This is a genomic window from Methanothrix sp. (genome assembly GCF_024518575.1).
GTDB lineage: Archaea > Halobacteriota > Methanosarcinia > Methanotrichales > Methanotrichaceae > Methanothrix_B.
In genome coordinates this window covers 1-25,092 of sequence record NZ_JANIHG010000023.1, presented here as the reverse complement: position 1 = coordinate 25,092, position 25,092 = coordinate 1, and the positions used below count along the sequence as shown (strand labels likewise).

Below are 25,092 nucleotides of genomic sequence, written 5' to 3'. Positions count from 1 at the left end.
CGGCCATAGCGGCGGGGAAACTCCTGAACCCATCCCGAACTCAGAAGATAAGCCCGCCCACGTCCTGCACTGTACTGAGGTGCGCGAGCCCTCGGAAAATGCAGGTCGCTGCCAACTCTCAATAATAACTACTTTGTCTTTTGTTTAATTTCATCCTCTTCATCAGCTCTTTATAATGCGGAAAGGTTATCACCCATGAGGTCATACTCATTCTGAGGATGTTTTGATGTCCAGCTTTGTGAGATTCGACCCGCGCACAAGGCTTGCGCATCTTGAGGAGCATCTGCGTCGCATCCACAGAAACCTCCCCCTGGAGGAGGCCAGGATACAACTTCTTAGATGCAGGCTTGTTGCCTACAAACTGATCGCAGAGCTCGGAGACAGCGCATACGATAAACAGTACGTCGATAGGCTCATGTCTGAGATCTACGATAAGCTGAGCGAGCTTTCAGGCGTCAGGCTCACAGATCCATATATAAATCCCTGCCAGTCGCAGTATCAGATCCTTGAGGAGCTGAAGAGCTACAGGTACAGAGACCCGAATGAGCGCTTCATGAGGTTTGTGAGAGAGGAGTTCAGGGAGATATTCATTCCAACGCTTTTCCTCCTGACATACCTCTGCAGAGCTGAGAAGAAATACACCTGGGAGGAGGTCAAATCGCAGCTTGATGAGATCATGCATGATCTTGGTATTGACGTTTCGTGGGAGGAATGCGAGGAGGAGCTGAAGAGGTACGCGAGGAAGGTATTTCCAGTTCTTGATATCGCAGTAGCAGTGTGAGCTTGTACTCATAATAAGTTTCTCGGTTTGTAGACCACGCCCGATGTAATCTTTATATTATACATGATCTAAATAGCACTGGCGATCTGCATGGATGCAGAGATCTCATCGATATTGGGCCTGGAGGTCTACACCGATCGCGGCGTGTTTGTTGGCAAGGTTGAGGATGCTGTTCTGGACGCTGATGGCGGCACCCTGAGCGGCATCGCTGTCGGGTCCCTCAACAGGGAGCTCTTTGATCTCAAGGGCAAGGGAATCATAGTGCCGTTCAGATGGATCACCGCAGTTGGAGACATAATCATAATGAGGCATACAAAGAGGGCCATCGCGAACAAAGATGCTCCTCCCAGAGAGTAGCATGACCAGAAGCGGCTGCAGGAACGGGGCGATATTCTCAGAGCTTCGTGTTCGTTCCCCATTTTTTGTCCGCGCGGACGGCCGCGGGTTCGGGAGGATGCTCCGGGACTTCAGCAAACCATATGACCTTGTATTTGCGCGATCGATCGTCTCTGCTGCGAAGACATTCATGGAGAGCTCCGGCCTGGCCCCGATACTCGCTTACACGTTCTCCGATGAGGTCAACCTTCTCTTCCTGGACGAGCCTTTCAGGGGCAGGCTCGAGAAGCTCGACTCTGTTACAGCATCTTACATCTCATCATCGCTCTCCATCTCCCTCGGCAGGGTTGTCTCGATGGATGCGAGGGTGATACCTGTCTGCAGGGAGGAGATACTCAGTTACCTCCAGGAGTCGCAGGCCGAGGCCTGGCGGAACCACGTCTTCTCATACGGTTTCTACGCTCTTGTCGATGAGGGGAAGAGCCATGCCGATGCGATGGAGTCGCTCCGCAACATGAGAGAGAGCGATATACACGAGATGCTCTTTCAGCGCGGCGTGAATCTCGCCAGGACCCCGGCCTGGGAGAGAAGAGGGGTTATGATATACAGATCGAGCTCAGGCATTATCGAGGATTGGGATCTCCCGCTCTTCACCACTGAGGATGGGCGCAGACTATTGGAGGAGATACTCTCTGCAGCAGAGTGATGAGAACGGCACATGTAATAAAAGACGTGCCCAAAAGATGAAAGTGATCCATGATCTAGTTGCAGAGTGCAATGATTTGTGCTGTGTTGGATAAGTCCTAAAATTCGTAACCGAAGGCCCTTAGGGGTAAAGATGAAAATTAGCCAAAAATCGATGCCTAGAGATGGAATTCTGAAAAAGTAATCCAACACAACAATGATCTGTTAAAATTCATGATACCAATTAAGCTATTTCATTGTAAACGGGAGTCCAAGGATCTTGATCTGCTCGATACAGATCTCTGCACGATCCGGATATTCGATAATCGCGAGATGATCCAAGGAAATTTGTCTGAAGTTATCCAGATAATCGTTAAGATTGTCCGCTGAAGCACTCGGTTCACCTGCCACATCAAACTTTTGAGACAACAGGTCCAGCTTATTTGTTAAATGTTTGAAATTAAATCTGATAATAAGTGTATGACTATTGAAGCTCGTAATTCTTAAATATTAAGAGCCAAGATCATAGACAAATTGAATAATACTAAATAATAGTATAATAATACTATGGTGGTTGTTGTGCACAGATCAATTGCCTTAATGGCATTATTGGCTGTTCTTACCAGCATCCCGGCGCTTGCTTTCGATCACGTGCCTGGAGATCTGAACGGCGATATGCTGGTCTCGGCTGATGAGCTGAAGATCGCAGAGGAGTCGCACGCTAAAGGCGAGATCTCATCAGATGCGCTTGCGGAGATAAGGCATATTCATGAGAGATATCCCCTGAGCGTGGTGGATTCTGTCGGGAGAAATGTGACCCTTTACAGACCTGTGAGGTCCATTGCCTGCACGGTATCCCACCAGATGGAGACGCTGAGATCGATCGGTGTGCCGCGGGATATGGTGGTTGCTGCACCCTCAGACATAGAGAAATACTCCATTTTCCAGGAGTACCATGACCTGCCAACGATAGGCCACTTCTACGAGCCTGATCTCGAGAAGATACTCCAGATACATCCAGATCTTCTGCTCGTGCATCCTGGGCCCGGCCCAACCGGCCAGAACTACCTTCAGACTGTGCTGGAGAGGCTCAACGGCACAGGTATAAAGATCTTCTGTATGGCATGCAGCCGACCCGACTCATATTCAGAGGAGATCGAAAGGCTCGGCAGACTCCTGGAGAGAGAGAATGAGTCCGCCAGGTTCCGTGCTTTCTATGAGAGTGTTCTCGGATCCGTGATAGGGAGGACGAAAGGAATAGCTGACGAGAACAGACCGAAGGTGTATGTGGAGTACGGACCCTACAGGGTGTCAAACAACCCAATTCTCGATGCAATGCCGGTCGAGATGGCTGGTGGGAAGAGCATAATCACCGGCAGGACAGGAGGGGAGATCTCTCCGGAGACAGTGATAGCGGCGAATCCGGATGTCATAATAAGACTTGTCTATGATGAGGACTACGACGCAATGGATGCAAATGGGATTACAAAGCTGAAGTCCGTAAGGGACGAGATAATGGGACGACCTGAGCTGCAGAACGTCACTGCGGTCAGGGACGGCAGGGTCTTTGTCATGGCATCTCCATTCTGGACCTATCTGCCATACAGCGGCTGCAGGCATTTCATAGGCCTCGCGTATCTCGCGAAGATACTTCATCCTGATGTGTTTTCAGATGTGGATCCGAGAGCATTGCATCAGAGATACCTCTCAGAGTTCCAGCATCTCGATTACGATCTGAGTAAACGTGGCGCTCTGATCTACCCAGAGCCTTGAGGGTCCGAGGGGCTGCGATGAAGATCACATGCATCTCAACCGTTCACAGCTCTGCTCTGGTGTCGGCAGGCCGTAACATCAAAGACACGTACGCAATTCCACTTGAGCTCAGGGTCTACTACCCTGAGCAGTTTGATTTCTGTTTTGATTTTGAGACGTTCTCCGAGGATCTAAGGTCATCTGATGCTGTGCTGGTCGATATAAGGGGCAGTTGCAGAGCAGAGGAGATCGTTTACGAAACGCTGAAAGATGGAGATAACATCGTTGTTAACCTCGTCAGCCCCATAGGAAGAATGATGTCCATCACCAGGCTAGGATCCTTTCGCGGATCTTCAGTGGCCAAAAGACTGAAGGCAGGAGAGGTCAGAGACCCTGAGGAGATCTGGGAGAAGATCAAGAGAATCCAGGGAATAGTTGAGACCGCAGGGAGGGTCGCCCCGCTCGGACCTGTGAGGGATGCGAGCAACTACATAAAGATCGCGAAGTACTGGAGGTATGGCGGTCCTGAGAACCTCAAGAATCTTCTCATCCTGCTTCTCAGGGAGTATCTCGGATGCGATCTTCCCCGAGCTGCAGATCCTGTGCCATTTCCTGAGTATGGGATATATCACAGGGGAATGTTTCTGGATTCTCTGGATGCGCTTCTGCCCCATCTGGACCCGGAGAGAGCCAGCATAGGTGTTCTTTTCTACGGAAACATGCACTTCGATCAGTGTCTTCCCGTGCTCAAGGCTCTTGATGAAGCGCTTGGTGATGTGAACATCATACCTGTATTCTCAGATGGCATCCACAACCTGAGGGCGATCCGGAGTTTCTTTCTGAGAGATGCGTCTGTGATAGATGCGATGATAAACCTCACGTGGTTCCGCATAAATGGTGGGCCTCTGGGAGGCGATCCGGAGCTCACGAAAAAACTTCTCAAGGAGCTCGACGTCCCTGTGTTCGCGCCCGTATCGATGTACCAGAGCTGCATCGATGACTGGGAGAGATCTGAGGCAGGTTTATCCCCAACAGAGTCGATAATGGCTGTCATATGGCCTGAGCTGGATGGGTGCATAGAGCCGATACCATGCTGCGGCATCCGCTCCTTCAAGATCGATGATATGGATGTCCGTGAGGTGGCTGCAATCGATGAGCGCATCTCCAGAATATCCTCCAGGATACGCAGGTGGATACATCTCAGGAGAGAGGAGAATGCAAGAAAGCGGATCGCACTGATAATTTACAACTACCCTCCGGGAGAGGAGAACCTCGGAAGAGCATCTTACCTCGATGTCTTCGCCAGCCTGAAGCGGTTGCTGCAGGCAATGAGAGATGCCGGGTACACTCTTAGCATGCCCGATAAGGAGCTGGACACTCTTTTTTATGATATGGCAGCCGTGAACACGGGGAAATGGCTCCACGCAGAGACAACCCTGAAAGAATGTCCATCTTTGAGCCTTGAGGAATACATGCAGGTATTCAGATCCCTTCCAGAGGATCTGCAGAAAGAGATCGTGGAATTCTGGGGAGAGCCTCCAGGCGATGTGATGGTCTCCGATGGGAAGATACTCATACCAGGTCTCGATCTCGGAAAAGTCTTTATCGGGGTGCAGCCATCGCGCCCGCCTCTCAGAGACGCAGATGTGAGGGATGCGGCGCACGATAAAACAAAGCCACCTCATCACCAGTACATCGCATTCTACCACTGGCTCCAGAGGATATGGAGGGCTGATGCGGTCGTCCACGTTGGGACACATGGGCTCGCTGAGTTCATGAAGGGCAAGGAGCTTGCTCTGAGCTCAAGGTGCTATCCCGATATGCTCATCGGGGATATGCCAAACCTATACTTCTACCATGTCGTCAACACCTCTGAGGTCGTGATCGCCAAAAGAAGGCTATACGCCACAACCATCAGCTACAACTCCCCTCCCTACACTGATGCCGGCCTGTACGAGGGCTATGTGGATCTTGAAGAGCTCATAGATGAGCACAGCCAGGCAGTTACATATGATACTGGCAGAGCGGAACGGCTCAGAGAACGCATCTTCGAGAGGGCTGGGAGGCTGAATATCAGAGCGAATAGCGTCGATGAGATACAGGATATCCTGTACGAGATGAAGAGAAGGATCATGCCCAGAGGCCTTCATGTTCTGGGGGAGAGCTGCAGCCATGAAGATCTGAAGAATTTCGTGCAGATGCTTCTCAGATACGACAGAGATGGTGTGAGGTCCCTGAACAGCATAGTTGCAGAAGCACTGGGGAGGGATTACAGGGAGCTTCTGAAAAATCGGTCTCGTGAGATCAACGAGATCGACAGGATCTGCTCTGAGATCATAAACATTGCAATGGAAGGTTCCAGGGAGAGCTATCCAGTCGAGATCAAAGGAGAACTGAAAAACGAGATGAAAAAGACGCTCAGGTACGGTCTGGAGACTGCCAGGAGATACTCCGACAATCACATGGAGATCGAGAACTTCCTCAGAGGGCTTGATGGCAGGTTCATCGAGCCATCCATCGGCGGAGATATCATCAGATCACCTCATGCCCTGCCCACAGGGAGAAATCTCGTCCAGTTCGATCCGGTCCGTATACCGACATCAGATGCAATTAAAAGGGGAGAAGAAATCGCAGAGAACACCATCCGGGCCTGCCTGAATAGAACCAACTCCTATCCCAAGATGGTAGGGGTGATACTCTGGGGATTCGAGACCACGAAGACCGGAGGCGAGACGATCGGGCAGATTCTGAGATATCTGGGCTTGCGCCTGGAGCGAGATCCGGGATCGATGGCTGTCAGGCTCATCCCGTTGACTCTAGAGGAGCTCGGAAGGCCCAGGGTGGACTGCCTGGTCAACATCTGCGGGTTCTTCAGGGACATGTTTCCAAACGTGGTGCAGCTTCTCGACAGGGCGTTTGCTCTCGTGAGCTCGCTCGATGAGCCGCTGGATATGAATTACGTGAGAAGGCACACGCTCGAGAACATGAACAGCCTGCTCCAAAAAGGGGTTGAGGAGAGTCAGGCAAACCTACTTGCGAAGGGGAGGATGTTCGGCCCGAGGGCTGGGGAGTACGGAACGAGGATGCTTCCGCTCATCGAAGACTCGGTCTGGCGCAGTGAGGAGGAACTCGCTGAGGTTTATGCGAGCTCTATGAGCCATATATACACAGAAGGAGTGCATGCTCAGCAGCAGCTCGACCTATACAGGAGCAACATCTCCAGGGTGGATCTGGTATCTCAAATCAGGGATTCCCACGACTGGGAGTTTGTAGATCTCGACCACTACTTCGAGTTCTTCGGCGGGCTCTCAAGCGCTATCAGGTCTGCCAGAGGCAGGGATCCGTTGATGCTCGTTTCAGACACCACAGGAGAGATCATAAGAACTGAGGATATCCGGTCCACTGTGGAGATGGGGGTGCGCACCAGGCTTCTCAATCCCAGATGGATTGATGGTATGCTCGCCCACAGGTTCCACGGAGCTCAGAAGATCGCGGATCGCATAGAGAACATACTCGGTCTTGCTGCCACAACACACTCCGTAGAGAGCTGGATATGGTCATCGATCGCTGAGCGGTACATCTTTGATGAGGTCACAAGGAACAGACTGCTCGAGAACAACCGGTATGCTGCTGTGAAGATAGGTGAGTGGCTGATGGAAGCTTACAGGAGAGGCTACTGGAATGCGAATGAAGATGAGATAGAGAGGTTAAGGAGAAGCTGCCTTGAGATGGAGGGGGAAATAGAGGCAGGAAGTTCCTCTACATAAACCTGAGATCCCAGCTTCCTAACCCTCAGCAGGTGGGTGAAAGCTCCCCGCCCTGAACGAGTCCTCTCGCTTCGCCCACTCTTAAAGATAAATCTGGGCAGCACCTGCATCTCTGAACCCAGAGCAAATGACCCAGGGCATCATCTAAGATCCACTCGAGATCTCAAGCCCACGACTAAAAAGTGGTTGATCTCCTAGAATTACAGGAGATCATGGTTGAAGAGTTCCTGGGATCGGTGGAGTTTCTTTTCAGTCCCTGCTAAACAGACATGGAGGTGAGCGCACTCACCATGAGCGCGCTCATGGTGAGTAGCTGTCGTAGATGTAGATGTCCTTGTCTCCGCTGCGGCTGTCCTCCCATACTATCTTCCTGCTCCCTATGCGCGGCCTTGTCTGATCTCCCGGAGCTATGCATATAGGGATCTCTCGACCCGTGGAGAGATCGAATGCATATATGTCCCAGTCTCCATTCCTCCTGTCCTGCCAGACGATCACTCCGCTCTCGATATCCGGATTCGTCTGATCGCTCGGATCGGATGTTATCCTGATCTCCTTGCTCGTATTCGTATCGAACGCGTAGATGTCCCAGTTGCCGTTCCTGTTGTCCTGGTACACGACGATGTATCCATCCGTCACAGGGTTGATCTGATCCGCCGGATCTGCTGTCACAGGGGTCTTCTGCTGCCCCTTCCAGATGTAGACGTTCCAGTTACCGTCCTTGTTGTCCTGGTAAACTACGATATCTCCTGCAGTTCTTGGATTCGTTCCGCTCGGGGGTATCGCCTCGACAGGCTCCGTGCCTCCGTATACCAGTTTCTTGTAGAGCCTCCAGCCTGCGAATGATAGATCCTGCCAGACGAGGTATTTGTCCCCGATGGATATCGGGGATGGGGTGAAGAACTCAGCGCCTGTGAGCTGTGATCTGTTCGCCGTTATCACATCGAATGTTCTGACCGCCCAGTTGTCGTGCTGCGGGTTCTGGCCGACCCATGCTATCACAGTGCCCCTTATGTCGGGGTACATATCGTAGAGCGGGCCTCCAGCCAGAGGGATCTCAACGTTTCTGAATAGATCGTAGACGTAGATATCAGGATTGCCCGTCCGGTTGTCCATCCAGACAACAAAGTTTCCGCTCACCGCTGGCATGCTCTGCTCACCAGGAGCTCTGCACACAACGCTTATCTGCCCCCCAAGACTCTCGTATCTCGGCTTGCCCCTCAGCGCGTCCAGCCACACCAGCTTCTGGTCCATGTCCGGCTTGAGCTGGCCCGGTCCTGATGCGATCAGATCGTCCTTCCACGTCGTCACATCCAGCCTCCGCAGGGATCCGTCATCATCGACATATGCTATGTACTTTCCTGAAACAGCGGGGGATGTCTGCATTCCGGGCCGAGGATACCTCTTGCTCCATTTCTTATCGTAGATGTAGTAGGCGATGTCGCCGTTGGTCCGATCCTCCCAGACGATCGTATTTCCAGCGACATCCGGGAAGAGCTGGTCGCCATCGCCAGTCAGCTTCGTCTCGTTGCCGGTCCTGAGATCGTACACGTAAACATCCCATTCACCGTTTCTGTTATCCTGCCATGCGATCAGGCTCCCCGAGATCTTCGGATACATCTGGTCGCCCGGCTTGCGCAGAGGCTCTGCGATGCCGCTGGAGATGTTGTAGAGCACAACATCCCAGTTTCCTGATGAGTTGTCCATCCAGACTATTCTGTCCCCGGATACATCGGCCCACACCTGATCGCCAGGACCGGTCGCGACAGCTGTGATCTCTTCTGTACTCATGTTTATCATGTAAACATCCGAGTTGCCTGAGCGATAATCCGACCAGACGACATTCTGGCCGGAGGCCCTCGGGTAAAGCTGATCCCCGTCAGCTCTCACTATCGGTATCTCGGATCGCGTGAAGAAATCGAAGCCGTAGATGTCCCAGTCGCCACGCCTGTTATCAGACCAGACCATCAGACTGCCATTTGTCGATGGGAAATCTGTGCTCAGCCACAGAAGCGGCTCCCAGAGTGGGGATCTGGCTCTTATCTGCGGCCTTCCAGAGCTGTCGTCCGTCCACACGATGTACTTATCGCTCAGCATCCTGCTTGAGGCTATGGGCTTCACCCTGTATGGATCGCCCTTACCATCGCTCGGCGTCTGATACATGGGCAGCGTCGAGACAGGCACCTCTATGCCCTTCTCCAGGTCGTACAGATATATGTCAGCCGCCCCTCCCCTCTCATCGAGCCATGCAACATACCTGCCGTACACACAGGGCGCGCCCTGGTTGTAGCCGTTTGTGCATATCGGGGTCTCCCTGCCTGTTGTCAGATTGTATGAGTAAATGTCCCAGTTCCGGATGCTAGCATTGGGCGCGTTCCTTCCATCAGCCCATACAATGGTATCCCCGTGAATCCAGGGCTGCACCTGGTTCGCGGGATTTGTGCATATCGGAGTCTCCCTGCCGGTCGTCAGGTTGTACATGTAGATATCCCACTTCCCGGACCTCCTGTCAGCCCACACGATCCTGTCGCCCGAAATGACAGGTGACATCAGCTGAGCCTGCTGCTGTGTTGTTATCTGCCTCTCAGACCCCTGGAGGATGTCGTAGACGTATAGCTGATCGCTCCCTGTCCTGTTGTCCATCCAGACAACATATCTACCGTCGATCATCGAATATCTCTGATCAGCGGGGTCTTTCGAGAGCAGTCGCTCCTTCCCGGCCCTGAGGTCGTACAGAAAAACATCCAGGTTGCCGTTTCTCTTGTCTGTGTATATCACATAATCCCCGGAGATATCAGGGCTGCTATGGTCGATCTCATCGTTTGTGATCCTGATCTCCTCTCCGGTCGTGAGGTTCATCATGTAAACCTGATAGTGCCCTGTCCTGTCATCCGTCCACACAACCCTGTCGCTGAAGACCGCCGGATTCGTGTGATTGAACATGCCTTGGGTCACGGGCAGATCCGGCAGTATCGTCCTGTCCCACATGTAGATATCAGGATCCTGGATACCCTGCCTGTAGTCTGTCCATACAACCCCACGGTCACTGATCGCCGGCTCCATAACTATTGGACCTCTGATGAGAACTGTTTCATCGCGAGTGTCTATGTTGTAGAGAACAATCTCACTCCCGTTGTTCTGCCACGTGATGTTTCTTCTCCAGACAGATGGTGCTGTCTGGATGCCGGGCCTCGCCAGGACGGTCTCCTTCCCTGAGGATAGATCAAAGAAAGCGACATCCATCTCGCCGGATCTGTTGTCTGCCCACGCGATGATATCTCCATCGATCGCCGGAAGCGTCTGGTCGCCGGCTGCGGTGCAGATCGCTCTCTCCGATCCGCTTTTGATATCGTACATGTAGATATCGAAGTTCCCGCTCCTCTCGTCCGCCCAGACCACGCGGCTCCCGCTCACCTTGGGGGTGATCTGGTCCTTGGGAGCTGAGACCACACGCTTCTGCTGGTTTGTTGAGAGATCCTTTAGATAGATGTTCCAGTCGCCGTCCCTGTCATCGCTCCAGACGACCGTATCGCCATCGATATCAGGATCTGTCTGGTTGCCGTTATCGCCACAGACAATCTGCTCGACTCGATTCTTCACATCGTAGAGGTATATGTCAGCGTTGCCGCTTCGCATATCCTGCCAGACTATTCTGTCGCCAGATACTGCAGGGTTGATCTGGATGAATGGGTCGATGCAGACCCACCGCTCAGCGCCTATCTCCAGGTCGTACATGAAGATATCGAAGTTCCCGCTCCTCTCGTCTGCCCAGACCACTATATGTCCGTCGATATCAGGCTGCTCCTGTCCGGATCCCGTGTAAACAGCAATCGGTCGATCCTTTCCAACATCAGCGCCTGATGCCGCGAACACGGCCGTGATGAAAATGATGATAGCTATCGTTCTGCCGATCATCTTGCATTCCTCATTCCACAGGCGATCAGTACTTTTCAGTACACCTACATGAACCTATCTCGACATCTGTCGTTAATCGTTCGTCAGATTGAGCACCACCTATCACATCAGACTTAAATAAATCCCGCACAGACTCCTGGCCGTGGTAATTATGACACTTGAGATCGAGAAGATCCATGCGAGAGAGATACTTGACTCTCGCGGCAATCCCACTATAGAGGTTGACGTCTGGACATGCTGCGGTTTCGGAAGAGCAGCGGTGCCATCAGGGGCATCAACAGGCACATACGAGGCGCTGGAGCTGAGAGATGGTGGGGAGAGGTACGATGGAAAGGGCGTGCTGAAAGCTGTCAGTAACGTCAATGAGGTCATCGCGCCCAAGCTCATCGGTCTGGATGTGACCGACCAGAGGGGCATCGATCAGATCATGATGGAGATGGACGGGACTCCGAACAAGTCGAATCTGGGCGCGAACTCGATACTTGGGGTATCTCTGGCTGTGGCCAAGGCTGCTGCGAGCTCCCTGGGCATTCCACTCTACAGATACCTGGGCGGCGTATCAGCCACAAGGCTGCCGGTGCCTTCATTGAACGTGCTCAACGGAGGGAAGCACGCCGGAAACGATCTGTCCATACAGGAGTTCATGATAGAGCCTTGGGGCGCGGAGAGCTTCAGCGAGGCGCTCAGAATGGCGGCCGAGACGTACCACGCCCTGGGAAGGATACTCAGAGGAAAATACGGCAATGTCGCAACAAACGTCGGCTTCGAAGGGGGCTACGCTCCTCCGATATCGAAGACCAGAGATGCGCTCGATGCCATAATGGCTGCACTGGACGTCACCGGATACACGGAGGAGATCAAGCTCGCGATAGATCCTGCAGCCTCCAGCTTTTACCTGGACGGAGGCTATTCCATAGATAACGACAGGCTCTCGCCAGGGGAGCTGATTGATCTGTACGTGGATCTCGTAAAGACCTACCCGATCGTTCTAATCGAGGACCCATTCGAGGAGAACGCCTTCGAGGACTTCGCGGAGCTCACGAGGAAACTGCCAAATACTATAATCGTGGGGGATGACCTCTACGTGACGAACATCGCGAGGATCGAGAAGGGCATAAGGATGAGAGCCACGAACGCGCTTCTGCTCAAGCTCAACCAGATAGGCACGGTCTCTGAGGCCTTTGATGCAGCCACGCTCGCATACAGGAACAGCTTCAAGGTGATGGTGAGCCACAGATCTGCTGAGACTGAGGACAGCGCGCTTGCGGATGTATCGGTGGCGATAGGCGCTGAGCTACTCAAGACAGGTGCCCCTGCAAGGAGCGAGCGGAACGCTAAGTACAACCAGCTGCTTAGAATCCAGGAGGCACTCGGCAGCTCCGCCAGCTACGCCGGCAAAAGGAGATGGAGCTGAGAGATTGTGATCTTCCCGGATGGTTAGAAGATTTTTATACCTCTTTTTCTTAAAATCCCACCGTGAAATAATGACTGAGAGCTGTGTCTTTTGCAGAATTGTCAGCGGAGAGGAGCCGGCACATATCATAGATGAGGATGAGCTCTCCATGGCGATACTGGACATCAACCCGCTCGCTAAGGGGCATTGTTTGGTGATACCTAAGCGCCATGTCCCTTGGTGGCATGATCTCGACGAGCAGGAGATCTCGAGCCTCTTCAGGCTCGCACGGTCGGTATCTGAGAGGATCAAAAGAGCCTTTGGACCGGACTTCGTGGCCATGTATGCGAGGGGCAGGAGGATACCGCATACACACATATTTCTCGTCCCGACATACAAAGGCGACCCTGTTGACAGGTTCTTCAACGCCCTCGAGGGATTCCAGGAGTCTTCGGCTATCATGGCATCGCTCAGGAATGAGCTGAAGGAGACTGCAGAGATCCTGAGGAGCGTGTGATAAGAAGCCCGTTTTCAGAGCGGGAGCGAGTCAGCATGGAGATCTGGTGCGGAAGCATATCTGAGAGGAGGGCGTACAACAGAGAGGAGAGCGTGGAGCGTCTTCTCTCCCATGAGATGCCATCATCAGATCCCCAGATCGACATACGAGCTGTTGCTATCGAGCTGGGCTTTGCGAGTGATGATGTTGATTACAATCAGCGCCTAAGGGACGTCGCGATCGCCCTCGTCAAGCGGCAGCTTGAGGGCATGTGCTCCCCTCAGTCGGATCTTCTCCAGATGGTTGAGTCTCTGGATGATCTGAACGTGGCGATAAACCTTCTTGAGGAGCGGCTGTACGAGTGGTCTCTCTTTTACGGTATGAGGTGCAGGGGAGAGGAGCTGGCGAGAGCTCTCTCCGATAGAGAGGGGACTGGTATCGTGGCAAGATCCCTGCTTGATCTGATCAAAGCCAGAGAGGATCTCGAAGATCTTCTTGAGACCAAAGCGAGGGAGATCGCGCCGAACCTCTCCACGATCCTCGGTCCGGTGCTGGCTGCCAGGCTGATCTCGAGGGCTGGTGGCCTAGAGAGGCTCGCCAGGCTTCCCGCATCCACGATACAGGTGATCGGCGCTGAGAGAGCCCTCTTCCGGCACCTCAGGGGCAAGGCGCCTTCCCCGAAGCACGGGCTCATATTCAGGCATCCCCTGATCCAGTCATCCCCGAAAAGGCTGCGCGGCAGGATCGCGAGGGCGCTCGCAGCAAAGCTCGCCATTGCAGCAAGGATAGACCTCTACTCAGGCGCTCTCGATCCGAGGCTCGCAGAGGCGCTGAACGAGCGGGTGGGCCGGATAAGAAGCAGGAGCATGCAGAGCCGGAGAGAGGATAAGTAATATAAAGCATCAAGAGAGAAACACACAGGAAATGTACACGCAGGCAGACAGGAAGATACTGATCAAGACGATCCAGACGATGAACCAGCACCTTCCTCCCAAGAGGAAGACGCTAGCGGAGCTCCTGGAGGAGGAGAAGCCAGGGATAAAGGGCAAGGACAACACGTTCTACATCATGGACAGGCCCGAGCTCGAGCTCATATCTAACTCTATTCCCAGATTCATGTGGTCGCGAATCAGGCTTCCAATTCTAATAGAGATGTCCCCGGAGCTGGGAAGCGGATCCGCAAGGATACAGGGGGAGGCTGAGATAGAGGCGGTCTCCAAGATACTCAACCTCAAGCGCGGGGATATCGGGAGCAGGAGCATGGTGATATACCTCCCGGACGTGAGGGAGCTGAGGCGGAAGCTGCCCACAACAACGCAGTACGCGTTCGTGACATCTCTGAGAGAGGATTCGCTCTGAGCCAGGATCCAACATGTTTTTTATACTCATTACGCGAATACCTAAAGAGAGGTGACATATGGCTGAGTCTTTCGAGGAGGCCCTGAGGCTCTTCAAGGAGAGCATGGCTCGTGGTGGCTACAAGGAGGCTGCCAGGATCAAGGAGCAGTACTCTCTGCCTAACGATATGCTCCAGGATGCTGTCGAGGCGGCCTTCAGGAAGAACATAGAGCTCGGCGAGTACTCTGTGGCGGCCGAGCTCGGCAAGACGTACGGCCTAGACCCCAAGATCGTGAAGGAGGCCGCGGCGAGATCTTTCCAGAGGAAGATGGACAGCGAGCAGTACAAGGCCGCTGCGAAATGCGCAAAGGAGTTCGATCTCCCCAAGCAGATGGTGCAGGACGCGGCATCCAAGGCGTTCAGGAAGAGCATGGACTTCGGGCTGCTGAAGAACGCCGCCAAGATCGCAGAGGAGTTCGATCTACCGATAACGCTCAGGATGGAGGCTGCGCAGGCAGCTTTCGATATGTACGTGAGCTCAGGGATGTACTCCAAGGCGATAAAGCTCGCGAGGAAGTACGGTCTGCCGGAAGATGTGATACGCGCGGTCGAGAGGAGACGTTAGCCTGACAGATGGAGAGATCTGTTCTCACAGTGGGCGGCTCTGACTCAGGTGGAGGAGCCGGTATCCAGGCCGATCTGAAGACCTTTGCAGCGCTGGGGGTCCATGGTTTGAGCGTCATCACCGCTGTGACTGCTCAGAACACCCTGGGCGTCCGTGGGGTATTTCCTGTACCAGCGGAGATGATCGCATCCCAGCTGGATGCGGTCGCTGAGGACTTCGATATATCCTGGGCGAAGACAGGGATGCTCTTCTCGCCGGACGCGATCTCCCTGGTTGCGGAGAGGCTACGTGCGCTGCACTGCTCTGTTGTTGTGGATCCGGTAATTGCAGCTGAGGCCGGCGGATCGCTCATCGCAGATGGCGCTCTTATCGCCCTCAGGGAGAAGCTTATACCGGTGGCATCCGTCGTCACGCCGAACATCTTCGAGGCGGAGGCGATCACAGGCGTCAGGATCAGCGACCTGGAGAGCGCGAGAGAGGCCGCCATGAGGATATTGGGGATGGGCGCAAGGGCTGTTGTGGTGACCGGCGGTCACCTGGAGTGCAGGGCTGCAGGGCTGCCGGCGGATGAGTGTGTGGATCTCCTTGTTACTAAAGATGAGAGTGTGTGCATATCAGGCAGGAGGAGATCGGGCGGAAACCACGGTGTGGGATGCACATATTCAGCCGCACTGGCAGCCTACCTCTCAATGGGGATGGGGCTGCAGGAGGCTGCAAGGCATGCGCAGGATTTCGCAGCAGAGTCCATCGAGAGGAGCAGGCCTGTCGGCCACGGCGCTGCGCCTGTGGATCAGGCGGCGAGTCTCAGAGAGGATGCTGAGAGGTTCCGTGTTGTATCCTCTCTCGATCATGCGGTCTCCATGCTCAGAGATGAGCAGATGTTCGTCGGGCTCATACCTGAGGTGGGATCGAACATCGGAATGGCGATACCCGGAGCCCTCTCAGAAAATGATGTCGCAGCTGTTGAGGGCAGGATAGTGAGAGCAGGCAGGAGGGCTCACGTCTCCGGATGCATCAGGTTCGGCGCGAGCAGGCACATCGCGCGGATCGTGCTCTCGGCGATGCGCTTCGATCCCGGGATCAGAGCAGCCATGAACATCAAGCTTTGTGAGGATCTCCTTTCAGAGGCCGCGCGCATGGGTCTCAGGATATCGAGCTTCGACAGAGGCGAGGAGCCACCTGGCGAGAGCACGATGAGCTGGGGTACGGCAAGGGCGATAGAGCGGCTGGGTGCTGTGCCTGATCTGATCTGGGATGCCGGAGGAATGGGAAAGGAGCCGATGATACGCATTCTGGGCAGAGACGCTGTCTCTGTGGCCACCATAGCGGTGATGCTCTCAAATGCGCTCAAGAGACGGACCCGTCAAAATAGCGGCGCCAGATAACCAGCCTCTGCGGAGTCATTCAGCTCAGATCTCCTATCTTGACGCCACACCAGAAACGATAGGAAAATATAAATCGAGGCCTCATAGTAGGAGAAGATCGCTGTCTGGAGTGAGTTGGATGGGATGCGTAAAGCCGAGCTATATCAAAAACTTCGCAAAAAAGCTCATGAGCACATACGAGGGAGAGTTCACCACTGATTTTGAGCAGAACAAGGAAAAGGTCACTGCTTACACAAACGTGCAGAACAAGGCGATAAGAAACAGAATAGCTGGTTACATCACGAGGATACTTGAGCAGAAGGCGAGCCTGCGAGCAGAGGTTGAGTCCAATGTTTAGAGGGGTATTTCCCGCGATCATAACCCCCTTCAAGGACGATGGATCTCTGGACGAGGATGGCCTGCGAAGAAACGTCGAGGCTCTTGCGAGTACAGGCATATCAGGTATAGTTCCCTGCGGCACAACCGGCGAGTCCGCAACCCTGAGCCATGAGGAGCACAAGAGGGTTGTTGAGGTAGTGGTAGAGTGCTCGAAGGTGCCTGTCGTGGCAGGGACCGGATCCAACAATACATCAGAGGCGATAGATCTCACAAGACATGCTGCCGATGCCGGAGCAGATGCCGCTCTTCTCATAACACCATACTACAACCGTCCGAACGAGAGGGGTCTGTTTGAGCATTTCAGGAAGATCGCTGAATCCGCTGACATCCCCATAGTTCTTTACAACGTTCCGAAGAGGACCGGTGTCGAGCTCCGTCCCGAGGTCGTGGCCAGGCTAGCTGAGATCAGCAATATCGTTGCTGTGAAGGAGGCGAGCGGCAGCCTGACGCAGGTCTCGAGGATAATAGAGCTCACATCGGGCAAGAAATTCTCGGTGCTCTCGGGAGATGACGACCTCACGCTGCCGATGCTGGCGCTTGGGGCAACCGGTGTCGTCTCCGTGGTCGCCAATGTGGCCCCGCGCGCCACCGTCGCGATGGTCGATGCTTTTCTCAATGGTGACATCGCAAGGGCAAGGGAGCTTCATTACAGGCTTGCGCCTCTGGTGCGTGCGATGTTCCTGGAGACGAATCCGATACCGGTGAAGACAGCATACCGCATGATGGGGATGGCAGCAGGCCCCCTAAGGCTTCCGCTGGCTCCGATGTCAGAGGAGAACGAGGCGAAGCTCAAAGATATCCTCACAAAGATGTCAGACCTTACGGGCGATATGAGATGATAGATGTTGCCTTAACCGGGGCGAAGGGGAGAATGGGATCGCTCATAATCGATGAGATCAGGAGCTCCCAGGATCTGAGGCTCGTGGCTGCGATCGATGTCGTTGGGATCGGAGAGCCTGTGCTCGGAGATCTCCGTGTGTCTGATGCAGGGGACGTGCGCAGGGTTCTCAGGGATTCGCAACCAAATGTGCTGATCGACTTCACGGTGCCATCCGCAGCTCTGGAGAACATACGCGCGGCTGCTGAGAACAGAGTGGCCCTTGTCGTCGGAACGACAGGTTTCTCCGAGGAGCAGATCTCCATCATAGAGGATACGATAAAGAGCGCAGGCATCGCTGCTGTTATCTCGCCGAACTTCAGCCTTGGGGTCAACATCTTCTGGAAGCTTGTGGAGATTGCAGCCAGATCGCTCAGCGATTACGATGTGGAGATCATAGAGGCGCACCACCGGAAAAAGAGGGATGCTCCCAGCGGGACCGCGATGAGGACGGTTGAGATACTGAGACGCTCTCTCGGGATAGAGGATATCCGCCACGGCAGAGAGGGCATATGCGAGAGGGGCAAGGAGATCGGAGTGCATGCTGTAAGAGCAGGCGATATCGTGGGAGACCACATCGTGCTCTTTGCCGGTCCGGGGGAGAGGCTAGAGATCAAGCACCAGGCGCACAGCAGATCAGCCTTCGCCACAGGCGCCCTGAGGGCTGCAAGGTGGGTTGTGAAGGCTCCGCCGGGAATCCACAGCATGGAAGAGGTGCTGGCTTCGAGTTGATGCTCTTCAAAGATCCGGATCTCGTGCTGGATGATACGAAGCTATCGCCTGTATCGAGAGCGCAGAACCGAGTGGGCATCTGCACAGCCTGCGATGGCGATCTGCTGAGCCTCGGGTACTACAAACACGCGGGCAGATGGATGGTAGCGGCCAGATGCAGTGGCTGCTCCAGAGCGCTGCTCATGGTTTACGCCGATGACTGGTCATGGATAGAGGACATGCCGCTTGTTGTGGAGGCATCTGAGGGGCACGCGCCTGCGAGAACCTCGCTCAGGGTTTCAGAGGTGCCGCAGGAGCGCCTGGAGGTGGTCTTCACCCCTGCTGAGATAAGGGATATGATCGCATTCCAGGAGGGCAGACCCTACGTGCGCCAGAACCTCTACAGAGCGAGGGCAAAGCTCGAGAGGTTCGAGCGTCTCTTCGGCGTCAGGATAGAGCTGTGATGACACCCTACACTCCTCCGTTGTGGTGCACAGCGCGGTCCAGTACGACAGCTCGCTCATTATGCTGCGAATACTCCGCGAGATGCGGTGAGAGGTGGTCTTTTTCGCGTAGCCTCTCGGTGCAGTCCCATATCATTTCAAACTGGCGATCTCGAGGAGGATCAGATTGAGCTGCCTCTCGACCTCCTCCATCGTCTCACCAGCGCCCGGCAGCCTGTATCTGACCCCGGATTTAGAGTAGTGCAGACGCCGGTTGCTGTGCTAACTGCACCATCGAACAGAACTCCCCGGCCACGGATCCGCGCACCTCGCCCCCAGCCGCACATCTCTGTTTCTCGATGCCTCTACCTGGCCCTTCTGAGCACGATCTCAGCGCCCTCTATTACATCAGAGAATATCCCGAGGCCCTCTGAGATCCTGCCGATGTGGTTCACCGGCGAGTACGGCTGTGTACTGCCGAAGAAGATGCATATCGCATTCCCTGGAGACCAGTAGGAGATATCGCCTGCGGTCGCGGAGGGGGAGGTGTTTTCATCCTTGCAATCAAGAGGCGTCTCGAAGTAGACCTCCTCGCCCCAGAGCATCGCCTTTCCCACGATCGGCAGCGCATTCCAAACAGCCTCAGCGGTTCTCGGATTCCTATCGTCGAGCTCCGCGATGGCCCTGCCCAGCGCAGGTATATCGATTTCAATTCTCCTCATCCAAATCACCTCCGATGAGACGTGTTATCTCATGAGACCACCGGTAGCGTGAAGCAGAATGCTGTCCAGCTGCACCCGTCTGACTCCACCCATATCCTCCCGCCATGGAACTCGATGATCCTTTTGACTATGGTCAGCCCCACACCAGTGCCATCGCTCTTCGGATCGACCTTGTAGAAGAGCTCGAAGACCTTAACCCTCTGTTTCTCCGGTATTCCGATGCCGTTATCCCTGATGCAGAAGACGCCATCTCTGTAGAATATCTCAATAACAGGCCTCTTATCTTTTCCTGTATATTTTATGCTGTTGTCTATCAGATTGACCAGCGCCTCGACGACTCTCATGCGATCGACGCGAACCGTGGGCATACCATCTGCCACCTTTATCTCAGCGCCTCTACTTCTGATCATCTCAGAGAGCTGATCGATCGCATCTTTTACCAAAAGCTCAAACGGCACATCCTCAGGGGGATTTACGAGACGGCCTATCCTGGAGAGCTCCAGGATATCGCTCAGGAGCATGTCCATGCTCTCCGCGGATCGCGCGATCTTCCTCAGGCTCTCCCTCGCCTTTTCCACATCTCCTTTATCGAGATCGAGCTCTGCAAGGCCTGCAAGCCCGCTTATGGTTATCAGCGGCCTTCTGAGATCATGGGATACTGTATACACAAAGCTCTCCATCTCCTCGTTCCTCTTCTCGAGCTCCTCGGTTCTAGCCCGCACCATATCCTCTAAAGAGGCCTTGAGCCTCCTCAGCTCCTCCTCTGCCTGCCTTCTCTCCGTGATATCGATACTTGTCCCAATTATCGCAGGCTCCCCCTCAAACTGTATGATGCCGGAGGCGTAATCCACCCACCGCACTTCTCCGCTCTTCGTGACGATCCTGAACTCATATCTCGAAGGCGTTGGTTCTCCCCGCACCATCCTTGAGTACATCTCCCTCAGCCAGATGGCATCCTCTGGGTGGACGACCTTCCATATCGATTCCCCCAGGAGTTCATCTCTCGTGTAACCGCAAATGCGCTCCCCGGAATGGTTGATGTACAAGAACCGCTCGTCTTTGAATATGGTTATGCAAGCGGCTGTGCGCTCGGCCAGCACCCTGAATTTGTGCTCGCTCTCCCTCAGAGCATCCTCCATATTCTTCTCAGCGGTGATATCCTCTCCAAGAGACTGGTACTCGAGAACCGCTCCATCCTGGCCGAATATCGCCCTGTCAGTCCACCGCTGCCAGCGGATCTCATCTCCCCTCTTCACGCGGTGGATGTATGTAACATGCGGCCTCTCCGGCGTTAGGCTCCTGAACCTTCTCAATACAGCCTCCCTATCATCCTCCGGTATCAGCTCCAGGAAGGATCTGCCCAGGATCTCAGATCTTTCGAGCCCGAAGTATCTGCAGTAGTTCTCGTTGACGAAAGTGAGAACGCCATCATGATCGAAGCGGCATACGAGAAACGGCATATCCTCCACGATCGATCTGTACCGCGCCTCGCTCAAGCGCAGCTCATCCACCCGCTTCACATTCTCAGTGATATCGCGTATCACCTCTATGGCACCCTCGACCGTTCCCTCTGCGCTGTATATGGGTGCGGCCTTGAGCCACAGATGCGCACCCCCGCGGCCGAACGTGGGTATGAAAACCTCGGCGGTGAGCACATCCCCCTCTCTCCGGAGGTTTCTGTAACCTTCTGGCAGAGATTCGTCGTATCCACCTATCGCGAGGTGTGCAAGCACCGGCCTTCTGCGGCCGTAGAACGGGATCGCGCACTCGTAATTGCCCTTTCCAAGCATCTGATCCTTCTTCACTCCGGTGAGATCCTCCAGTGCTCTGTTCCAGAAGATCACCCTGCCTTCCATGTCTATACCGAAGGCAGGATCCGGCATGAACTCCAGAATATCCAGGAGCCTGCGCTCGGAGCTCTTCAGCCGCCTCAAAACCGAGTAGTAATCGCTGAGGTCGGTTATCACCAGTATGCCGCCGACTATCTGGTTATCAACCACCCTCGGGACACCCGTGATGAGCACTGGCAGAACTGAGCCATCCTTTCGCGAAATCCTCACCTCATAGCTGGTTGTGATCCCCTCGATCCTCTTCGCCCTGCTCTCCAGAAGTCTGGGGATGTCGTCTGGATGCAGAAACTCCTCAAAAGATCTTCCCACTATCTCGCTCAACTGATCTCCCAGCATGCTGGCGAGGGCCGGGTTCGCGTATTCGATGATCCACCGGCCATCCACAATCCTCGACGCAGCAACACCCTGGCCGAGCGAGTTCAGTATCTGATAAGCTAGATCGCGATCGATCTCTGGATCAGGCATGCTCAGCAGAGCTGATGCAGATTTCATATTAGAAAGTTTTGATGAGTTCAAGCAGTTTTGAGGAGATATGGAGAGGCATGCCCTGCAGATGGTGGTGAGCATGAACTGATGCTCTCCTGTCTGCCTCTAAACTCTGGAGGCAAAGGTGGACCGGTGAATCCTCATTCACAGGATCGCATGGCTGAACCGAGACATTTACATTCCATTCCTGCAGATATCCGATGTGGGGAACCCCCTCAGAGGCTGAAGCCCCAATCGCTCATGACAGCCACAGGAACGATCGCAGTTCATGCTCTGGAGCGCAGCCGGCCTCCAGAGCCAACGGCTCAAATATCGAGCGGCCAGCACGCTCTGCCATCTCCGTGAAAGATATGGTGATAAGCTTGGACCCCTACGTTGTGCCCTGCGCAGCATTTGGCTTCCTGCTTGGAGTGATCAGCGGCCTTATACCGGGGCTCCATGTCAATACCTTTGCCGCGATACTCCTTGGGGCGTCGCCTTCGATGATGAAGCTGGGCCTCAGCCCCTACCACGTGGCTGTGGTGATCCTGGCCGCCAGCATATCCCAGACGTTCCTGGATGCCATACCAACGGTATTCGTGGGCGCTCCTGATTCTGATACCGTGCTCGCAGTTCTGCCCGGCCACAGGCTCATGCTGAGAGGCAGGGGCATAGAGGCTGTGCGTTTATCTGCCATAGGATCCGCCGGATCTGTCCTGGTCGCGCTGTCGCTCGTACCACCTCTCTCCTGGGTATTCAGCAGATACTACGATCTGCTGATGGAATGGGTAGGAGTTATCCTGCTCAGCATAGCTGCCATTATGATAATGAAAGAGCGCGATATTGACCCTGCCCCATACAGAACAATGAAGAAACGGGCGCTTGCGCTCTCGGTCTTCCTGACGAGCGGTCTACTGGGGATCTTTGCGTTTGAGAACCAGGATCTCCTCTCATCTCCTCTGGGGCTTGAGCCGGATGTGCTTCTACCACTGCTCAGCGGGATCTTCGGCGCATCCTCTCTGATCCTCAGCATATTCTCGTCCACGGAGATGGCAGAGCAGAGGGATACGGGATTCGATCTCTCGGCGGTGCCTCTCGTGAGATCGATTATCATGGGAGGGGCAGCAGGCTCTCTGGTCGCCTGGATCCCGGGGGTCTCCCCCGCGGTCGCAACCATGCTCACAAGGCTCGGAAGGGGCATCGAGGATGAGGATCAGTCTGCGAGGGAGTTCCTCGTATCCGTCTCAGGTGTCAACACCTCATGCGCCTTCCTCTCAATGGTGGCTCTGGTGGTGATAGGCAGGCCGAGAAGCGGAGCTGCTGCAGCAGTAAATGAGCTCATCGATCTCGATGGAGGCCAGCTCTATGCGATGATGGTAATAGCGACAGCCATAGCGCTCGTATCGTACATGACAACAGTATGGCTCGCCTGCATCGCTGGAACTCTCCTCTCAAAGATCGATTACAGGAACCTCTCGATCTTCGTTCTAGGGTCGCTTGCCCTTATAGCCTTCATCTTCACAGGAGCGTTCGGCATCTTCATATTCCTCATCTCCACACTGATCGGCCTCTCCCCGCATCTTGCCGGGATAAGGAAAACGCATGCTATGGGCGTTCTGATGCTGCCGCTCATAATCTACTACCTCTCAGGATGAGATCGCTGGATCTTATGCATCCTCTGTGTACCAGTGGAGATCCACAACAGGAGCTTCAAAATCTCAGGATGAGGTCGCTGGATCTTATGCATCCTCTGTGCCCCGATCATCAAACAAAAACCCCGAGCCATACTGGGGACTTGCCAGAGGCAGACCTGAAGAACGTCTCGAGGGCGCGCTCAACCTCTGACAGCTCGTATCCCTCTGAGGACATGCAAGATGAGGCGCTCCTCGAGGCTGAGGCGAATGAATGCTTCCAGCAGCCGTATCACACTACATCAGGTTGCTGGCATGAGCGCTCCTGAGATCCCAGATTTCAAAACCCTTGATTCGCATCAGGGATTGCAAACCTTGCATGGCTCGTACCCCTTTGATTCTGCCTCCTCCTTGCTTGAGAAAAACACAGTGTGCTCAGGCTTTATCTTCTTAGCGTAACGGCATTCTGGGATGTGGTACTTCCTGGAGGTGGTGCTTCCGACATACTGTTTTGCTCCATACTGCTCAGCCTCCCCAGATCTGCCTGTAACATTTGACCCACTATCTTTAGTATCCCCGTTATCTTTCGTATCCTTTTCTGTCTCATCCTCATCAGATCGCTCATCCTCACCTTTCGTGGCGCCATCCCCATTTTTCCCTGAGGATCCAGCAGGCTCGCTGAATGAAAGCGATGCGGGATACAGCGAGCGCTCCGTGCTGCTCTCCAGGATCTGAGCCGCGCGCTCGGCGCTCAGAATCGGGCCATCCGCACCGGAGACCACGAGGCGACATGTATAGCCCCTCCCGGGGTGCAGCCTCGCGGACTTTGAGAACTCGAAAGCTGTCTGCCCCGGGGCCACATCGATCAGGAGGTATCTCGACCGCAGAACCTCCTGACCTTCTCTCATGAGCTGAGCCTCAAGCAGCAGGTAGGGCTCAGAGATGTTGGAGATCAGATCCAGAGTGCCCCTGACAAGGAAGAGCTCGCTGGAGACTCCGGACTCGAACTCCAGGTCGAGCTTCCTCTCCGCATGAACTTCCACAGAGCCGCTCTGCTCAGCAGCTTTTTGCTCAACGCATCCCTGAACAAATGTCAGAACCAGCAAAGCGCAGATAATGGAGACAAATCTGAACACAGGGACCCCCTCATTTCCAATGGAAACCGTGCATGCGAGAGGAGAGGCGCGCCAAAAGGATGAAGGCTTCGATGCGATGTTAGTTTTGTCCAGAAACGCCCCAACACAGGAGGTTGTCCTCCATAAAACTGGGATGTAGGGGTAGCGTAGACTCCGGTCTTCGGTTCGGAGAGGAGAATACCCCACCTACCATAACGTTTCTCTGCTTTTGAGTTGCCGTGTTGGATAACTTTTTCCTAATTCCATCTCTGGGCATCGATTCCCGGCTATATTTCCATCTTTACCCTAATGGCATTCGGTTAAGAATTTTAGGACTTATCCAACACAGTGCTGTGTTGAATAATGTCTGAGAATCCGATAGTAGAGGCTGAATTCATACGAATTGCAATTCTAGTAAAAATCGATAGCTA

Annotated in this window: 20 protein-coding genes and 1 rRNA gene; 17 read left to right on the top strand and 4 right to left on the bottom strand. The window is 54.2% G+C overall.

Annotated elements, in window-relative coordinates:
* The 6 genes from rrf to bchH form a co-directional block, all read left to right on the top strand.
* Window positions 1-117: ribosomal RNA gene (gene rrf / locus NQU42_RS05880) — 5S ribosomal RNA — on the top strand; the annotation flags it as partial.
* Between the two features lie 109 nt (window positions 118-226).
* Window positions 227-781, top strand: a complete 555-nt coding sequence (locus tag NQU42_RS05875) for a hypothetical protein (RefSeq protein ID WP_296609822.1) — start codon at window positions 227-229, stop codon at window positions 779-781.
* 90 nt (window positions 782-871) lie between these two features.
* A complete protein-coding gene (locus NQU42_RS05870) occupies window positions 872-1,138 on the top strand; it encodes a PRC-barrel domain-containing protein (RefSeq protein ID WP_296609821.1) in 267 nt (88 codons plus the stop codon).
* Between the two features lies 1 nt (window position 1,139).
* Window positions 1,140-1,823, top strand: coding sequence for a tRNA(His) guanylyltransferase Thg1 family protein (locus NQU42_RS05865; RefSeq protein WP_296609819.1), 684 nt, complete (start codon window positions 1,140-1,142; stop codon window positions 1,821-1,823).
* Window positions 1,824-2,368: 545 nt separating this feature from the next.
* Window positions 2,369-3,574, top strand: coding sequence for an ABC transporter substrate-binding protein (locus tag NQU42_RS05860; protein WP_296609818.1), 1,206 nt, complete (start codon window positions 2,369-2,371; stop codon window positions 3,572-3,574).
* A gap of 17 nt (window positions 3,575-3,591) precedes the next feature.
* Window positions 3,592-7,320: a magnesium chelatase subunit H gene (bchH, locus tag NQU42_RS05855; RefSeq protein WP_296609816.1), complete on the top strand. Its 3,729-nt coding sequence runs from the start codon at window positions 3,592-3,594 to the stop codon at window positions 7,318-7,320.
* Between the two features lie 300 nt (window positions 7,321-7,620).
* Here the strand turns inward: bchH and NQU42_RS05850 are convergent, their stop codons facing one another.
* Complete coding sequence (locus NQU42_RS05850; protein ID WP_296609815.1) at window positions 7,621-11,232, bottom strand: biopolymer transporter Tol; 3,612 nt, start codon at window positions 11,230-11,232, stop codon at window positions 7,621-7,623.
* 151 nt (window positions 11,233-11,383) lie between these two features.
* Here NQU42_RS05850 and eno point away from each other — a divergent pair, with 151 nt between their 5' ends.
* The 10 genes from eno to NQU42_RS05800 all read left to right on the top strand — a co-directional run bounded on the left by eno (window position 11,384) and on the right by NQU42_RS05800 (window position 18,899).
* Window positions 11,384-12,646: a phosphopyruvate hydratase gene (gene eno / locus NQU42_RS05845; RefSeq protein ID WP_296609827.1), complete on the top strand. Its 1,263-nt coding sequence runs from the start codon at window positions 11,384-11,386 to the stop codon at window positions 12,644-12,646.
* Between the two features lie 70 nt (window positions 12,647-12,716).
* Window positions 12,717-13,142 (top strand): HIT family protein, encoded by a 426-nt coding sequence (locus NQU42_RS05840; RefSeq protein WP_296609813.1) that lies wholly within the window; start codon window positions 12,717-12,719, stop codon window positions 13,140-13,142.
* A gap of 35 nt (window positions 13,143-13,177) precedes the next feature.
* A complete protein-coding gene (locus NQU42_RS05835) occupies window positions 13,178-14,014 on the top strand; it encodes an ATP-binding protein (RefSeq protein ID WP_296609812.1) in 837 nt (278 codons plus the stop codon).
* A gap of 31 nt (window positions 14,015-14,045) precedes the next feature.
* Window positions 14,046-14,480 (top strand): DUF61 family protein, encoded by a 435-nt coding sequence (locus tag NQU42_RS05830; protein WP_296609811.1) that lies wholly within the window; start codon window positions 14,046-14,048, stop codon window positions 14,478-14,480.
* Between the two features lie 58 nt (window positions 14,481-14,538).
* Window positions 14,539-15,084: a hypothetical protein gene (locus NQU42_RS05825; protein ID WP_296609810.1), complete on the top strand. Its 546-nt coding sequence runs from the start codon at window positions 14,539-14,541 to the stop codon at window positions 15,082-15,084.
* Between the two features lie 8 nt (window positions 15,085-15,092).
* Window positions 15,093-16,469, top strand: a complete 1,377-nt coding sequence (gene thiD / locus NQU42_RS05820; RefSeq protein WP_296609808.1) for a bifunctional hydroxymethylpyrimidine kinase/phosphomethylpyrimidine kinase — start codon at window positions 15,093-15,095, stop codon at window positions 16,467-16,469.
* 118 nt (window positions 16,470-16,587) lie between these two features.
* A complete protein-coding gene (locus tag NQU42_RS05815; RefSeq protein ID WP_296609806.1) occupies window positions 16,588-16,806 on the top strand; it encodes a 30S ribosomal protein S17e in 219 nt (72 codons plus the stop codon).
* Complete coding sequence (gene dapA / locus NQU42_RS05810; RefSeq protein ID WP_296609805.1) at window positions 16,799-17,686, top strand: 4-hydroxy-tetrahydrodipicolinate synthase; 888 nt, start codon at window positions 16,799-16,801, stop codon at window positions 17,684-17,686. Before NQU42_RS05815 ends, dapA begins: the two co-directional genes overlap by 8 nt.
* The gene (gene dapB, locus NQU42_RS05805) at window positions 17,683-18,456 is read left to right on the top strand and encodes a 4-hydroxy-tetrahydrodipicolinate reductase (RefSeq protein ID WP_296609803.1); all 774 of its coding nucleotides are present in this window, start codon (window positions 17,683-17,685) and stop codon (window positions 18,454-18,456) included. The genes dapA and dapB overlap by 4 nt, the downstream gene beginning before the upstream one ends.
* A complete protein-coding gene (locus NQU42_RS05800) occupies window positions 18,456-18,899 on the top strand; it encodes a hypothetical protein (RefSeq protein WP_296609825.1) in 444 nt (147 codons plus the stop codon). Before dapB ends, NQU42_RS05800 begins: the two co-directional genes overlap by 1 nt.
* A 344-nt stretch (window positions 18,900-19,243) precedes the next feature.
* Here NQU42_RS05800 and NQU42_RS05795 read toward each other — a convergent pair whose 3' ends face one another.
* Complete coding sequence (locus tag NQU42_RS05795; protein ID WP_296609801.1) at window positions 19,244-19,600, bottom strand: cyclophilin-like fold protein; 357 nt, start codon at window positions 19,598-19,600, stop codon at window positions 19,244-19,246.
* Between the two features lie 29 nt (window positions 19,601-19,629).
* A complete protein-coding gene (locus NQU42_RS05790) occupies window positions 19,630-21,915 on the bottom strand; it encodes a PAS domain S-box protein (protein WP_296609800.1) in 2,286 nt (761 codons plus the stop codon).
* Window positions 21,916-22,289: 374 nt separating this feature from the next.
* Between NQU42_RS05790 and NQU42_RS05785 the strand changes: the two genes are divergently transcribed.
* Window positions 22,290-23,570 (top strand): tripartite tricarboxylate transporter permease, encoded by a 1,281-nt coding sequence (locus NQU42_RS05785; RefSeq protein WP_296609823.1) that lies wholly within the window; start codon window positions 22,290-22,292, stop codon window positions 23,568-23,570.
* Window positions 23,571-23,905: 335 nt separating this feature from the next.
* Here NQU42_RS05785 and NQU42_RS05780 read toward each other — a convergent pair whose 3' ends face one another.
* Window positions 23,906-24,682, bottom strand: coding sequence for an Ada metal-binding domain-containing protein (locus tag NQU42_RS05780; protein WP_296609798.1), 777 nt, complete (start codon window positions 24,680-24,682; stop codon window positions 23,906-23,908).
* Between the last annotated feature and the right edge of the window lie 410 nt (window positions 24,683-25,092).